Origin of the sequence: Erythrobacter sp. HL-111 (genome assembly GCF_900105095.1) — a bacterium.
Taxonomy (GTDB): domain Bacteria; phylum Pseudomonadota; class Alphaproteobacteria; order Sphingomonadales; family Sphingomonadaceae; genus Erythrobacter.
The window spans coordinates 3,038,015-3,051,023 of record NZ_LT629743.1 but is presented as its reverse complement, the minus strand read 5'-3'; the positions used below and the strand labels follow the sequence as shown (position 1 = coordinate 3,051,023).

17 protein-coding genes are annotated in these 13,009 nt (G+C 69.2%); 6 read left to right on the top strand and 11 right to left on the bottom strand.

Features of this window, described 5'->3' with window-relative positions; genetic code table 11:
* Positions 1-26: 26 nt before the first annotated feature.
* The 7 genes from gatB to rpsU form a co-directional block, all read right to left on the bottom strand.
* On the bottom strand, positions 27-1,523 hold the full coding sequence (gatB, locus tag BLU08_RS14365) for an Asp-tRNA(Asn)/Glu-tRNA(Gln) amidotransferase subunit GatB (RefSeq protein ID WP_090200566.1): 1,497 nt from the start codon (positions 1,521-1,523) through the stop codon (positions 27-29).
* On the bottom strand, positions 1,516-1,725 hold the full coding sequence (locus tag BLU08_RS14360; RefSeq protein WP_090200563.1) for a hypothetical protein: 210 nt from the start codon (positions 1,723-1,725) through the stop codon (positions 1,516-1,518). The genes gatB and BLU08_RS14360 overlap by 8 nt, the downstream gene beginning before the upstream one ends.
* Before the next feature lie 3 nt (positions 1,726-1,728).
* Positions 1,729-2,112 (bottom strand): hypothetical protein, encoded by a 384-nt coding sequence (locus BLU08_RS14355; protein WP_157674575.1) that lies wholly within the window; start codon positions 2,110-2,112, stop codon positions 1,729-1,731.
* Entirely contained in the window at positions 2,109-3,605 is a 1,497-nt protein-coding gene (gatA, locus tag BLU08_RS14350) for an Asp-tRNA(Asn)/Glu-tRNA(Gln) amidotransferase subunit GatA (protein WP_090200559.1), read from the bottom strand. The genes BLU08_RS14355 and gatA overlap by 4 nt, the downstream gene beginning before the upstream one ends.
* 130 nt (positions 3,606-3,735) lie before the next feature.
* Entirely contained in the window at positions 3,736-4,038 is a 303-nt protein-coding gene (gene gatC, locus BLU08_RS14345) for an Asp-tRNA(Asn)/Glu-tRNA(Gln) amidotransferase subunit GatC (RefSeq protein WP_090200557.1), read from the bottom strand.
* A 12-nt stretch (positions 4,039-4,050) separates the two neighbouring features.
* Entirely contained in the window at positions 4,051-4,656 is a 606-nt protein-coding gene (locus BLU08_RS14340) for an FKBP-type peptidyl-prolyl cis-trans isomerase (protein WP_090200555.1), read from the bottom strand.
* 190 nt (positions 4,657-4,846) lie between these two features.
* Positions 4,847-5,053, bottom strand: a complete 207-nt coding sequence (gene rpsU, locus BLU08_RS14335) for a 30S ribosomal protein S21 (RefSeq protein WP_047807610.1) — start codon at positions 5,051-5,053, stop codon at positions 4,847-4,849.
* 228 nt (positions 5,054-5,281) lie between these two features.
* On the opposite strand from rpsU, the gene crcB reads away from it, so the two are divergent.
* The 6 genes from crcB to BLU08_RS14305 are packed head-to-tail and all read left to right on the top strand — an operon-like array spanning position 5,282 to position 9,203.
* Positions 5,282-5,695 (top strand): fluoride efflux transporter CrcB, encoded by a 414-nt coding sequence (crcB, locus tag BLU08_RS14330; RefSeq protein ID WP_090200553.1) that lies wholly within the window; start codon positions 5,282-5,284, stop codon positions 5,693-5,695.
* Positions 5,692-6,963 (top strand): RluA family pseudouridine synthase, encoded by a 1,272-nt coding sequence (locus BLU08_RS14325; protein WP_090200551.1) that lies wholly within the window; start codon positions 5,692-5,694, stop codon positions 6,961-6,963. The genes crcB and BLU08_RS14325 overlap by 4 nt, the downstream gene beginning before the upstream one ends.
* A complete protein-coding gene (locus BLU08_RS14320; RefSeq protein ID WP_090200548.1) occupies positions 6,963-7,562 on the top strand; it encodes an FMN-binding negative transcriptional regulator in 600 nt (199 codons plus the stop codon). Before BLU08_RS14325 ends, BLU08_RS14320 begins: the two co-directional genes overlap by 1 nt.
* Positions 7,559-8,236, top strand: coding sequence for an HAD-IA family hydrolase (locus BLU08_RS14315; RefSeq protein WP_090200542.1), 678 nt, complete (start codon positions 7,559-7,561; stop codon positions 8,234-8,236). Before BLU08_RS14320 ends, BLU08_RS14315 begins: the two co-directional genes overlap by 4 nt.
* Positions 8,233-8,454 carry a hypothetical protein gene (locus tag BLU08_RS14310; RefSeq protein WP_157674574.1) on the top strand — a complete coding sequence of 74 codons (222 nt, stop codon included), beginning with the start codon at positions 8,233-8,235 and terminating at the stop codon, positions 8,452-8,454. The genes BLU08_RS14315 and BLU08_RS14310 overlap by 4 nt, the downstream gene beginning before the upstream one ends.
* A complete protein-coding gene (locus BLU08_RS14305; RefSeq protein WP_090200538.1) occupies positions 8,451-9,203 on the top strand; it encodes an ATP12 family chaperone protein in 753 nt (250 codons plus the stop codon). Before BLU08_RS14310 ends, BLU08_RS14305 begins: the two co-directional genes overlap by 4 nt.
* A gap of 49 nt (positions 9,204-9,252) precedes the next feature.
* On the opposite strand, the gene BLU08_RS14300 is transcribed toward BLU08_RS14305, so the two are convergent.
* The 4 genes from BLU08_RS14300 to BLU08_RS14285 all read right to left on the bottom strand — a co-directional run bounded on the left by BLU08_RS14300 (position 9,253) and on the right by BLU08_RS14285 (position 12,864).
* Positions 9,253-9,882 carry an ABC-type transport auxiliary lipoprotein family protein gene (locus tag BLU08_RS14300; protein WP_090200536.1) on the bottom strand — a complete coding sequence of 210 codons (630 nt, stop codon included), beginning with the start codon at positions 9,880-9,882 and terminating at the stop codon, positions 9,253-9,255.
* Between the two features lie 6 nt (positions 9,883-9,888).
* Positions 9,889-10,836, bottom strand: coding sequence for an MlaD family protein (locus BLU08_RS14295; RefSeq protein ID WP_090200534.1), 948 nt, complete (start codon positions 10,834-10,836; stop codon positions 9,889-9,891).
* 85 nt (positions 10,837-10,921) lie between these two features.
* Complete coding sequence (locus BLU08_RS14290) at positions 10,922-11,752, bottom strand: ABC transporter ATP-binding protein (RefSeq protein ID WP_172801046.1); 831 nt, start codon at positions 11,750-11,752, stop codon at positions 10,922-10,924.
* A 2-nt stretch (positions 11,753-11,754) separates the two neighbouring features.
* Positions 11,755-12,864 (bottom strand): ABC transporter permease, encoded by a 1,110-nt coding sequence (locus tag BLU08_RS14285; protein WP_090200532.1) that lies wholly within the window; start codon positions 12,862-12,864, stop codon positions 11,755-11,757.
* Positions 12,865-13,009: the final 145 nt, after the last annotated feature.

The window sequence follows — 13,009 nt, the reverse complement described above, 5'->3', positions numbered from 1 at the left end:
TTCGCTTGTCTGTCGGAGCCCGGAGGTCAGCCGAGCTTGTCCTTGAGGATCCGGTTCACCACCGCCGGGTTCGCCTTGCCCTGCATCGCCTTCATCGTCTGGCCGACGAAGAAGCCGAACAGCTTGTCCTTGCCGCCGCGATATTGTTCGACCTTGTCGGCATTGGCGGCGAGGATTTCGTCAACTGCGGCCTCGATCGCGCCGGTGTCGCTGACCTGCTTCAGGCCCTTTTCATCGGCGATGGTTTCGGGGTCGCCGCCTTCGCGCAGGACGATTTCGTAGATCTCCTTGGCCTGGCCGCCCGAAATCTCGCCCCTGTCCTGCATCGCGAGGATGCTGGCCTGCGCCTCGGCGGTGGCGTTCGCCATGTCGGCTTCCTCGCCCAGCCCCTTGACGACGCCCGGCGCGACCGAGAGCGCCCAGTTGGCGACCGGGGTCGCGACTTCGGCTTCCGGCTTGCCGATCTTCGCGGCGGTCGCGGCGAGCAGGGTTTCGAAGCGGGCGAAGGTTTCGACCTCGGCGGTGAGTTCGCGCGCATTGTAGGGGGTGAGGCCGAGCTGTTCCTCGTACCGCCGCCGCTTGGCATCGGGCAGTTCGGGCAGGCTCGCGCGGCATTCCTCGAGGAAGCTGTCGTCGAGCACCAGCGGCAACAGGTCCGGGTCGGGGAAGTAGCGGTAATCGTGCGCGTCTTCCTTGGACCGCATGGTGCGGGTCGTGCCGGTGTTCGGATCGAACAGGCGCGTTTCCTGAACCACGGTCCCTCCGCTCTCGATCACGTCGACCTGGCGGTTCGCCTCGTATTCGATGACCTGCATGACGAAGCGCACCGAATTGACGTTCTTCGTCTCGGTCCGTGTGCCGAAAGCTTCGCCGGGGCGGCGCACGCTGACATTGACGTCGGCGCGCATCGAGCCTTCCTCCATATTACCGTCGCACGAGCCGACATAGCGCAGGATGCTCCGCAGTTTGCGGACATAGGCCCCGGCCTCGGCGGGGGAGCGCATGTCGGGTTTCGAGACGATCTCCATCAGCGCGACGCCGCAGCGGTTGAGGTCGACATAGGACATGGTCGGGTGCTGGTCGTGCATCAGCTTGCCCGCGTCCTGTTCGACATGGATGCGCTCGATCCCGATGACCTTGTCTTCCGGTATCCCGGCCTTCTCGTCCGCCTCGATCAGCAGGCTGCCTTCGCCCACGATGGGGTGGTAAAGCTGACTGATCTGGTAGCCCTGCGGAAGGTCGGCATAGAAGTAGTTCTTGCGGTCGAACCGGCTCCACTTGTGGATTTCCGCCTCGATCGCCATCCCGGTGCGGACCGCCTGCCGGATGCATTCGCGGTTGGGCACGGGCAGCATTCCGGGCATGGCCGCGTCGATCAGGCTGACCTGCGTGTTCGGCTCCGCCCCGAAGGCGGTGGAGGCGCCCGAGAACAGCTTGGCGTTGGAGGTGACCTGGGCGTGGACCTCGAGGCCGATGACGACCTCCCATTCGCCGGTTGCGCCGTGGATGCGATAGTCACTCATGGTCATCTGCCTTGCGGGACGGGTCGGTTTCGGACAGGCGCTGCGCGGGGCGCGCGGCGTCCTGCGGGTCTTCGGGTTCGTCGCGGATTACCTTCCCGCTCGAATCGAATCGCGCTTCGCCATGCTCGATCGTGCGCGAGAGGTATATCACGACGCCCGCCAGCGCCACGAAGCACAACAGGAAGATCGTCGCGAAGAGCATTGCTCACGCATCCTCCTTCAGCGCGAGGAGATATTCCTCCGCCGCGCGGATTTCGCGCTTGGCGAGCTCGTTGAACTTGCCCGTGCCGCTGACGTTGATCTCTTCGAGGAAGAGCACGGTCAGGTCGCGGTGTTCGGGATAGTTCCTGAGCTCGCGCACGGCGGCGATGAAGGAGGCACCGCTCTGCCCCTCGGCCGGGCCCTTGCGGCAGGCGCGATGGAGATAGTCCATGATCGCGTTGTAGCGCAGCACCCGCTCGGACGCGGGAACCTCGCCCCGGCGCGGCTCCTTCGACGCGCGGCGCAGGGCGATGACGGTCAGCGTCCAGAAGGGCAGGACCATGCCGAACAGGATCAACCCGATGGCCGCCCATTCGAAATGGCTCACCACCACTTCTCCGGCGCATGGTCGAACCCGGCGCGCTGTTCGATCGCGAGCCCCGCATCGAGTACGCCCTGTTCGTCGAACGGCCGCCCGACCAGTTGCAGCCCCAGCGGCAGACCGTCGGGGTTGAGCCCGGCCGGAACGCTCATCGCGGGCAGCCCCGCAAGGCTGGCGGGAACCGCAAAGACATCGTTCAGGTACATGGTCAGCGGATCGTCGTTCATCGAGCCCAGCGGGAAGCTCGCGGTGGGCGTGGTCGGGGCGAGGATCAGGTCGACCTCGGCAAAGGCGCGCTCGAAATCGCGGGCGACGAGCGCGCGGACCTTCTGCGCCTGGTTGTAATAGGCGTCGTAAAAGCCCGCCGAGAGCACGTAGGTGCCGATCAGGATGCGCCGCTTGACCTCGTCGCCGAAACCCGCCTCGCGCGTTTCGGCATACATGTCCTGCAAACCTGCGCGCTCCCCGTCCTTCATGGCCGGCAGTTCGCGCAGGCCATAGCGCACGCCGTCATAGCGCGCGAGGTTGGACGAGGCTTCGGCAGGTGCGATGATGTAATAGGCGGGCAGCGCGTATTTCGTGTGCGGCAGGGAGACGTCGACGATCTCCGCGCCCGCGTCCTTCAGCCACGCCTTGCCCTGTTCCCAGCTGTCGAGGATGGCCTGGTCGGTCCCCTCCATCCGGTACTCCCGGGGGATGCCGACTTTCCTGCCGCGCAGGTCGGAGGACAGCGCGCCCTCCCAGTCGGGCACGGGCAGGTCGAGGCTGGTCGCGTCCTTGGGATCGAAGCCCGCCATCGCGCCCAGCATGATCGCGCAGTCCTCGACCGAGCGCGCCATCGGCCCGGCCTGGTCGAGGCTGGAGGCGAAGGCGACCACGCCCCAGCGCGAGCAGCGGCCATAGGTCGGCTTGATCCCGCAGATGCCGGTGAAGGCGGCAGGCTGACGGATCGATCCGCCGGTGTCGGTTCCGGTCGCCGCCGGGGCGATGCGTGCCGCCACCGCCGCCGAGGACCCGCCGGAGGAGCCGCCCGGGCTCATGGCGGCGTTGCTGTCGGCCTTGCGCCAGGGCGAAGCGACATTGCCGAAATAACTCGTCTCGTTCGACGAACCCATTGCGAACTGGTCGAGGTTGAGCTTGCCGAGCATCCCCGCGCCCGCCTTCCAGAGGTTCTGGCTGACGGTCGATTCGTATTCGGGCCTGAACCCTTCGAGGATGTGGCTCGCCGCGCTGGTCTGGACGCCGCGCGTCGCGAAGAGGTCCTTCATCCCGATCGGCACGCCCGCCATCGGCCCGAGCTCGTCCCCGGCGGCGCGCGCCTGGTCCGTCTCGTCCGCCGCGGCGAGCGCGTGTTCGGGCGTCGTCACGATGAAGGCGTTGAGGTCCGCCGCCCCGGCGACGGCGGCGTTGAAGGCTTCCGCCACCTCGCGCGCGGTGAAGTCGCCGGCGCGCACGCCGTCGCGGATCGCCTTGATGCCCAGTTGGGTGAGTTCAGTCATTACCGTTCCACCGTCATCCCCGCGAAAGCGGGGACCCAGAATTCCGAGGTGCCGTGCCCGCTGCCCCGGGCTCCCGCTTTCGCGGGAAGGACAAGGCGGTGCGCGGGGGCCTTCGATGCGAGGTGACGGGTCATTCGATCACCTTCGGCACGGCGAAAAACCCGTGCTCCGCGACCGGGGCGTTGGCGAGCACGTCGTCGCGGCGGTTGCCGCCGGTGAGCGGGTCGGCATCGACCTCGTCGGCGCGCAGGCGCAGCGTGTTGGGGATCACCGCACTCATCGGCTCGATCCCGCTGACGTCGACCTCGCCGAGCTGTTCGACCCAATCGAGGATCTGCGAGAGTTCGGGCGCCATGCGGTCCAGTTCCTCCTCGCTCATGCGGATGCGGGCGAGGCTGGCGATCTTGGCGACCTGTTCGCGTGTGACGGACATCCTCGTGCCCCCTTACTCGCCTTGGGGAAGGGTCGGCGGGGGACCCTGCGGCCCGCCAGCGCCCGGAGGACCGCCCATCTGCGACTGCATCAGCCGCTGCAGCACAGCCATGTCGCGCTCGTATTTCTCCTGGCTCATCACGCCGGTGACCTCGATCTCGAAGACGAGATCGGCCCCCGGCGGGATCGGCGAGCCTTCGGGCGGCTGGTCGCCATAGGCCTGGTCGGCGGGGATGAAGAGTTCGTAGGTCCCGCCCTCGCGCATCTGCAGGAGGCCGTCGAAGAAGCCGGGGATCATCGTCCCTTCCTGCATTTCCCAGGGCGAGCCTTCGGGAAAGATCGAACGGACGACCTGCGCGATCTGCGGCGGGAGTTCCTGCGTCTGGTCGAACACCTCGCCGGTCGAGGCGAGCTTGCCGGTGTATTTGACCCAGGCGACGTCGCCGGCTTCGATCGTGTCGCCCTCGCCTTCGACAAGGGTTTCGACGTTGAGCCCGCGGGTCATGGCGGCCCAGGCGAGCCCGCCGCCGACGAGCACGGCGAGGATCACGCCGAGCCACAGCTTGGTGAGCGAGCCCTTGGCGACGGGCTGGATGGGAACGCGGGTAACTTCGGCCATTGAACGGGTTTCCTGGTAGCGAAAGGCGTATCGAAAGGCGTGCCGTCAGGCGCGCCGCCCCAAGCAAAAGGGCGCGGGATCTGCCGCGCCCTGATGGCTCAATCGGTTTGTGGATTCAAGCGCAAGGCGATCAGGGAGCCCGCCGTTGAAACCGGGCTAATCCGTCACCTCACCCCGTCAGTTCACCGGGTCACTTCGCCCCGTCGCGTTCGGCCCGCTTGCGTTCGAGCTTGCGCGCGCGGCGCACGGCGGCGGCCTTTTCGCGGGCGCGCTTCTCGCTCGGCTTTTCGTAATGACGCCGCAGCTTCATCTCGCGATAAACGCCTTCGCGCTGGAGCTTCTTCTTCAGAGCACGAAGGGCCTGGTCGACATTGTTATCGCGGACGATGATTTGCATAAACGGCTTCTACCTCTTTTCGCAAAACACACAGAGCCCGCCGCGAGTCGGCGGGATTGCGCGCAAAATGGACGCTAAAACAGGCGCGAATCCGCAGGTTTTGCACCGGGACACGCGCTGGCGATGCAGCGTAATACCGCAGGAGCGGCGGAATTGCAAGGTTTCCTACAGGCTTGCCGCCCGCCGCGCTAGGCAGGCAGGCGCTCTCTCGCTAAGGGGGCGGGAGCGATGAGCGCGATTGCCCCCACCCCCCTGCTCGCCTCGCTGCTGGTCATGGCCGGCGGCGCGATCGGCGCGCTCGCGCGCTACCAGCTCGGCCGGGCGGTCGTCCAGGCGCTCGGCCCGGTGCAGGTCGCCGCCTTTCCCTGGGCGACGCTCGCCGCCAACGTGATCGGCTGCGGCCTCATGGGCCTGCTGTTCGGCTGGCTCGCGCGGCTCGGCGGAAGCGGGGAGACGCTGCGGCTCCTGCTCGGCGTCGGCCTGCTCGGCGGGTTCACCACCTTCAGCGCCTTCGGGCTGGAGATGCTCCAGCTGATCGAGCGCGGGGCGACCGGCGTCGCCCTGGTCTATGCCGGGTTCTCGATCGCGGCGGGACTGGCCGCGCTGTGGCTCGGCCTTGCGATCATGCGGGGGCTGGCATGAGCCTTGCCGGGGGTCCATCGGGCGACGTGCGCCAGTTCACGATCGCGCCGGACGACGACGGCATAAGGCTCGATCGCTGGTTCAAGCGCAATCTGCCGCGCGTCGGCTTCGCCACCGTCTCGCGCTGGGCGCGCACCGGCCAGCTGCGCCTCGACGGCAGGCGCGTGAAGCCCGAAGACCGGCTGGCGGCGGGACAGGTCCTGCGCGTGCCCCCGGGAGGCGAGGCGAAGGGCGGCAAGCCCCCGCCGAAGCGGCGCGAGCTGACCGAGGCCGAGATCGCCGAGGCGCGCGGCCTCGTTATCCGCGAAACGCCCTCTGCCATCGTGCTCAACAAGCCTCCCGGCCTCGCGACCCAGGGCGGGAGCAAGACGACGAGGCACGTCGACGGCCTGCTCGATGCCTTCGTCGAACCGGGCGAGCCCCGGCCGCGGCTCGTCCACCGGCTCGACAAGGACACGAGCGGGGTCCTGCTGGTCGCGAAGACGCCGGGCAGCGCGGCGAGCTATTCCAAGCGGTTTTCGGGGCGCAGCGCGCGCAAGATCTACTGGGCGCTCGTCGTCGGGGTGCCCGAGGTGCGCGAAGGCACGATCGACGCCCCGCTCGCCAAGCAGCCGGGCACGGGCGGCGAGAAGATGCACGTCGACGAGGAGAACGGGCAGGTCGCGCGGACCCGCTACCGCGTGGTCGAACGGGCCGGGCAGAAGGCCGCCTGGGTGGAACTCGAACCGCTCACCGGGCGCACCCACCAGCTGCGCGTCCACATGGCCGCGATCGGCCATCCCATCGTCGGCGACGGCAAGTATGGCGGGCAGGATGCCTTCCTCACCGGGGCGATCAGCCGCAAGATGCACCTCCACGCCCGCCGCCTGATCATCGGCACGCCCGAAAGCAGGGGCAATGCCAGGGAGACGGGAGGCGGCAAGCTCGACGTGACCGCGGACCTGCCCGATCATTTCGCCGCGAGCATGGAATCCCTCGGCTTCGACCCGGCGCTGTCCGACGCAGCGCCGATCCGCGACGAACCGCAGGAGCGCACGCCCGCCGAAAAGAAGCTGGCCGCGCGTCGCCACTTCAAGCAGGCGAGAAAGGAAACCCGCGCCCCCCGCCGCGCGCGCGGCGATGCGAACAGGGCCGACAAGGACAAGGGCAAGGGCAAGGACTGGGGCAAGGACAGGGGCAAGGGCAAGGGGGCGCCGAAAGGCCTCGGCAAGCCTTCGGGCAGGCCTTCGGGCAGGCCTTCGGGCAAGGGCAAGGGGCGCCCGCGCTGATGCATCCCGATCCCGCCTATCGCAGCGACGACCGCGCCCTGTTCGAAAGCCTGATCGAGGAAATCGCCTTCGGCATGATCTTCGCCGCCACCCCCGACGGCCCGCGCGTGGCGCACACGCCCCTGCTCACCACATGCGACGGGCCGGTGCAGTTCCACCTTTCGCGCGGCAATGCCCTTACGCGGCATCTCGCGGGCGGGCGGGCGCTGATCGTGGCCAACGGCCCGGACGCCTATGTCAGCCCGCGCTGGTACGACGATCGCGACACCGTGCCGACGTGGGATTACCTCGCGCTCGAACTGGAAGGCCGGGTGCGGCGCCTGTCGGACGAAGAGCTGGAGGCCTTCCTCCACGCCGCGATCCTCAGGCACGAGGGGCGGCTCGGCGGGGAGCCGTGGCGGGCCGGGGAAGCGTCCGAGCGGGTCTGGGCGAACCTGTTCCGCGGCATCGTCGGGTTCGAGATGGACGTGGAGGCGTGGCGGCCGACCGTGAAGCTATCGCAGAAGAAAAGCGCCGCGGAGCGCGCGCGGATCGCCGCCGGGCTCGAGGATGCGGGGGCCGCGGCGCTGGCGCATCTGGTGCGGAGCCTTCCGGCATGAGCGGGGCGCGGCTCGCCGTGTTCGATTGCGACGGCACGCTCGTCGACGGGCAGGCCGATGTCTGCTGGGCGATGGAGCGCGCCTTCACCCGCGCGCAGCTCGCCGCGCCCGATCCCGCGCTGGTGCGCCGCATGGTCGGCCTTTCCCTGCCGGTCGCGGTGCGCGAGCTTTCCCCGGGCATCGAGGAGGGCAAGGCGCGCGAGGTGACCGAGTTCTACAGGTCGAGCTTCCGCGCCCGGCGCGAGGAAGGCCTGCTCGACGAACCGCTCTATGACGGGATCGCGGACCTCCTCGCGCGGCTGCGCGCGTCCGGGTGGAGCCTTGCGGTCGCCACCGGCAAGTCGGACCGCGGGCTCGCCGCCTGCCTCGCGGTGCACGGGATCGCGGATTTCTTCGTTTCGGTCCAGACCGCCGACCGGCACCCCTCGAAACCGCATCCCGCGATGCTCGAGGCGGCGCTGTTCGAGGCGGGGGCGGACCCGGCCGAGGCGGTGATGATCGGGGACACCAGTTACGACATGCAGATGGCGGCGGCCGCGCGGGTGCCCGCGATCGGGGTCGCGTGGGGCTACCACAGCCCGGACGAACTGATCGCCACCGGCGCGCGCGCCGTCGCGCAGACGGTCGAGGACCTGGCCGCCATGCTGGCCGACGGACCGGAGCGCGGCGCGTGAACGGCGCGGAGGAAACCGCGCGGCGGCGCTATCTAGCCATGAACGCGGTGCGGATCGGCGGCATCGCGGTGCTGCTGGTCGGCCTCGCGATGGCGCGGCAGGTGATCCCCGGTCCGTGGTCGCTCGGCGCGGCGCTGGCGGTCGCGGGCCTGCTCGCCTTCTTCTTCCTTCCCACGCTGATGGTGCGCCGCTGGAAACGCGCGGAGCGCGAGCGGTGAAACGGTTCTGGGACCGGGTCGCGCTCGAACGGGCCGAGGGCGGGTGGCAGGTCACGCTCGATGCGCGCAGGGTCCGCACGCCGCAGGGCCGGCCGCAGGTCGTGCCTTCCGAGCCGCTCGCGCAGGCGCTCGCGGAGGAATGGGACAGGACGGGCGAGATGATCGACCCCGGGGCCTTCCCGATGCGCGACATGGCCGACTACGCGATCGACGTCGTCGCGCCGGCGCCCGAGGCGGTGGCCGACAAGCTCATCGCCTATGGCGAGACGGACACGCTGTGCTACCGCGCCGACCCGGACGAGCCGCTGTTCGAACGGCAGGAACAGGTCTGGGAGCCGCTGCTGTCCGCTTTCGAGGCGCGCGAAGGTGCGGCGCTGGTCCGGGTCAGCGGGATCGTCCACCGCCCGCAGGGCGCCCGCCAGATGGAACGCCTGCACGCGCGGATGCTCGCCGAAAACCCGTTCCGCCTCGCCGCGCTCGAAGCGATGACCGCGCTCGCCGCCTCGCTCGTCGTCGGGCTGTCGGCGCTGGCGCGGGAGACGGCGCAGGAGGATGCGGCGCGCGCGCTGTGGCGGGCGGCGAGCCTCGAGGAGGAATGGCAGGCCGAACTCTGGGGCCGCGATCACGAGGCCGAGGAACGGCGCGCCCGGCGCGAGCGCGATTTCCTCGCGGCGTGGCGGTTCGCCCGGTTGGCGGCGTCGCAGGGGTTCGCAGCGCAGGGAGGCGCGGCCGGACACGGGAGCGTCTAGGGCGCCTTTTTCCGGCTCGCGCGGCGATCCCGCTGCGAGGAAAACCGCTTCAACCCTCGGTCGCGACCCAGTCGGCAATGTCGGCGGCGACGCGGTTGGCGGCACGGTTGAGCGCGGGGCCGACCGCGGCCGCCTCGGCCTCGACGCCGCTCTCGATCGCCTCGAACCGGCGGGAGACGGCGCCCCCGTCGATGTCGGTGCGGACCGCGTCGAAGCGCACCACCGCCGCGCGCGCCGACGCGTCGTAGCCCATGTCGATCAGCGTGCCCCTCAGCTTCACGCGCGGTTCGGTCGGGGTGTCGTCGCTGTCGATCACCAGCGCGTCGGTCCGGGTCCGCAGCGTCTCGCCCAGCAGGCGGCGAAACAGGCGGGCAGGCTTTTCGACCCAGTAGGCTTCCCTGAGGTAGGCGATCTCGGTCTCGCTGACCGCCACCGGCACGCGCAGCACGTCGAGCTTTGCCGGGGCCTCGGGCGTCATCACCAGGATCGCTCCCGCGCCCGCCCCGGCCCCGGCGCGCGCGCCCGCGCCTTCGGGCGCGCTGGCGGTCGAATGGAGGGTGAGCAGGCTTTCGGGCGGTTCACCCCCGCCAAGGCTGACGCAGCCCGCCAGCGCGAGCACGAGCGCCGCGGCGGCAGCGGCGAGCAGCGGGGGGCGGGCGGGGGAAAGGGGTCGCAGCATCGCGCTCTAGTCCTCGTAATCCGGCAGGGTGCGCCCGTCGACCAGCGAGCCGAGCCCTTCGCTTTCGAGCTTTTCCGAAATCGTTCGCAGGGATCGGCTGGTCGAGCGCAGGTCCTGCAGGGTCGCCTCGGCCGCCGGCAGCGTGCCCTCGCGCAATTGCCGGGTTGCCGGGCGCACTTCCTCCAGCGTGACCGCGAGCGCGTCCGCCGCCTTGGACGCGGAATCCAGCGTGACGCGCAATTCGTCGGCGAGCGAGCCGCCCTCGTCCTGCACCATTCGGTCGGTCGAGCGGGCAAGCTCCTCGATCGCGCGCATCGTCTCGTTGAATTCCTGGATCGAGACGCGGAATTCCTCGAGATTGGCCTTCAGTTCCGGCGTCGCATCGGCCAGCCCCGCGGTCAGCCGGTCGGTGTTGTAGAGGATGTTGGTGATCTCCCGCTGGTTTTCCGGACCCAGCAGGAGGTTGAGGTTCTCCGTCAGGGTCGCGAGCCGTTCGAGCAGCACGGGCGCCGAATTGAGCAGCGCGTTGATGCCCCCGTCCTTGGGCGGGATGACCGGCCTGCCTTCGGGGCAGGCGGTGGTCTCGCAGGTGATCGGCGGCGCGTTCTTGCGCGCGCCGTCGAGCAGGATCGAGGAAACCCCGGTGAAGCTCGACTGGATCGTCGCCGTGGTCCCGAGCAGGATCGACACGTCCTCCTGCACCCGGATCCGCACGCGCACGAATTCGGGATCGTCCTTCGACAGGGAGATGTTCGAAACCTGCCCCACGGGCACGCCGGCATAGGAGACCTGGCTGCCCCGCGCGAGGCCCGAGACGGTCTGGCCGTAGAAGATGTCGTATTCCTTCTGGCTGCCCTCGCCCGCGCGGGTGAGCCAGACGATGAAGGCCGCCAGCGCCGCGAGCAGCAGCAGCGTGACCGCACCGACCCAGAGGTGGTTCGCCCGCGTTTCCATCTAGCAGCCCGCTTCCATGCGCGCCCCTATGGACGGGGCGACGGGGGCTTGTCCATGCCCGCACTCTCGCATTGCCTGCATTCGCCTATCCTCCCGCCGCGTCGGTGTTGCGCCGATGCGCGCCCTGCGCCGCGCGCCCGCGCGGGCCGTTGAAATATTCCTCGATCCACGGATGGCCCGTTTCGACCAGTTCGGGAATGGTGCCGACCGCGATGATCCTCTTCTCCGCGATCACCGCCACCCGGTCGCAGGCCTCGTAGAGCGTGTCGAGATCGTGGGTGATGAGAAACACCGTCAGCCCCAGCGTGTCGCGCAGCTCCACGGTCAGCCGGTCGAACTTGGCCGCGCCGATCGGGTCGAGCCCGGCGGTCGGCTCGTCGAGGAACAGCAATTCGGGATCGAGCGCCAGCGCACGGGCGAGCCCGGCGCGCTTCTTCATGCCGCCCGAAAGCTCGCTCGGATACTTGTTGACCGCCTCTTCCGGCAGCCCGGAAAGCAGCACCTTGTAGCGCGAGATTTCCCGCCTCAGCTCGTCCGAGAGGTCGGGGTAGAACTGCTTGAGCGGCGCCTCGACATTCTCCCCCACGGTGAGCGTCGAGAACAGGGCGCCGCCCTGGAACAGAACGCCCCAGCGCGAACGCACGCCGAAATTGGTGTCGGGATCGATCCCGGTGATGGTGTGGCCGAGCACCTCGATCCGGCCCTCGGTCGGCACCTGCAGCCCGATGATCGAGCGCATCAGCACCGACTTGCCCGAACCCGATCCCCCGACCACGCCCAGGATCTCGCCCGGCCGGATGGTGAGGTCGAGCCCGTCGTGGACGGTGAAGTCGCCGAAGCGGTTGACCAGCCCCTCGACCACGATCGGCGGCTTGTCCGAATGGCGCGCGTGGCCCTTGTCCTGCCTGCCCGCCACGTTCAGCCCCACCCGATCTCGGTGAAGAACACCGCGAAAAAGGCGTCGAGCACGATCACCGCGAAGATCGCCGAAACCACCGCCATCGTGGTGCGCGCGCCGACTTCCTCCGAATTGCCGCGCACCTGCAGCCCGTGATAGCACCCGGCCAGCGCGACGATCAGGCCGAACACCGGTGCCTTGATCAGGCTTACCCACAAATCGTGCGCGGGCACGACCTCCTGAATCCGTTCGAGGAAGGTGAAGAAGGGAATGCCGAGCGCGAACTGGCCCACCGCCGCCCCGCCGACGATCGCGACGATCGAGGCGTAGAAGCCGAGCAGGATCATCATGAAGGTAGCCGCCATGATGCGCGGCAGGACCAGCGCCTCGATCGGCGAGATGCCGATGGTCCGCATCGCGTCGATCTCCTCGGTCAGCTTCATCGTGCCGAGCTGCGCGGCAAAGGCGCTGCCTGATCGGCCGGCCACCATGATCGCGGTCATCAGCACGCCGAGCTCGCGCATGGTGATCCGCCCGACGAGGTTTATGGTGAGCGATTCGGCCCCGAACTGTTCGAGCTGCACCGCGCCCTGCTGGGCGATGACGACCCCGATGAGAAAGCTCATCAGCCCGATGATCGGAAGCGCGGCGACGCCGACCAGTTCCATCTGCCGCACCAGCGCGCGCAGGGGAAAGCGCGAGGGTCGCAGCAGCAGGCCGAAGAAGGCGATCAGGACCTGCCCGAAGAAGCCGACCACGCCGTAGACGCCCGAACGCGCGGCATAGACCTTTTCGCCGGTCGCGACCGGCACGCGTTCCCACACCGGCACGCGGTGCTGCTCGACCGGCTCGCCCCGCATTCCCTCGACCGCGTCGAGAAGGTGGCGCGCGCCCTCGCTCTCGCCCTCGATCCGGGCGGAATGCTGCGCCGCGAGGCGGCAGGCCACCCAGGCGCCGACCGTGTCGATCTCGCTCACGCCCGACAGGTCGATCACCGCGATGTCGTCCGACAGCCGCCGCAATGCAGGCTCGAGCGGGCCCATGGTCGACACCAGCAGCGGCCCCGAAAGCGCCAGCCGGAGGCCGCCTTCCCCGCCGTCCCGGAGCTCGTAATGCGCTGCGTCCACCATCTGCCCAGCCTATGCGGCCAAAGCGGGCGCTCCGCAACACCCCTGGCGGCGAAGCGCCGGAGAGGCTGCCGGGCCGAGACGTGTTGCGCCCCAACAGGGGCTTTGGCATGGGGTCGGGACATTTCGCACCACCGGACGGGGCACG

Coding starts and splice junctions, on each gene's coding strand:
- gatB (WP_090200566.1), bottom strand. CDS start 1,523: ATGAGTGACTATCGCATCCACGGCGCAACCGGCGAATGGGAGGTCGTC.
- BLU08_RS14360 (WP_090200563.1), bottom strand. CDS start 1,725: ATGCTCTTCGCGACGATCTTCCTGTTGTGCTTCGTGGCGCTGGCGGGC.
- gatA (WP_090200559.1), bottom strand. CDS start 3,605: ATGACTGAACTCACCCAACTGGGCATCAAGGCGATCCGCGACGGCGTG.
- gatC (WP_090200557.1), bottom strand. CDS start 4,038: ATGTCCGTCACACGCGAACAGGTCGCCAAGATCGCCAGCCTCGCCCGC.
- BLU08_RS14340 (WP_090200555.1), bottom strand. CDS start 4,656: ATGGCCGAAGTTACCCGCGTTCCCATCCAGCCCGTCGCCAAGGGCTCG.
- rpsU (WP_047807610.1), bottom strand. CDS start 5,053: ATGCAAATCATCGTCCGCGATAACAATGTCGACCAGGCCCTTCGTGCT.
- crcB (WP_090200553.1), top strand. CDS start 5,282: ATGAGCGCGATTGCCCCCACCCCCCTGCTCGCCTCGCTGCTGGTCATG.
- BLU08_RS14325 (WP_090200551.1), top strand. CDS start 5,692: ATGAGCCTTGCCGGGGGTCCATCGGGCGACGTGCGCCAGTTCACGATC.
- BLU08_RS14320 (WP_090200548.1), top strand. CDS start 6,963: ATGCATCCCGATCCCGCCTATCGCAGCGACGACCGCGCCCTGTTCGAA.
- BLU08_RS14315 (WP_090200542.1), top strand. CDS start 7,559: ATGAGCGGGGCGCGGCTCGCCGTGTTCGATTGCGACGGCACGCTCGTC.
- BLU08_RS14300 (WP_090200536.1), bottom strand. CDS start 9,882: ATGCTGCGACCCCTTTCCCCCGCCCGCCCCCCGCTGCTCGCCGCTGCC.
- BLU08_RS14295 (WP_090200534.1), bottom strand. CDS start 10,836: ATGGAAACGCGGGCGAACCACCTCTGGGTCGGTGCGGTCACGCTGCTG.
- BLU08_RS14285 (WP_090200532.1), bottom strand. CDS start 12,864: ATGGTGGACGCAGCGCATTACGAGCTCCGGGACGGCGGGGAAGGCGGC.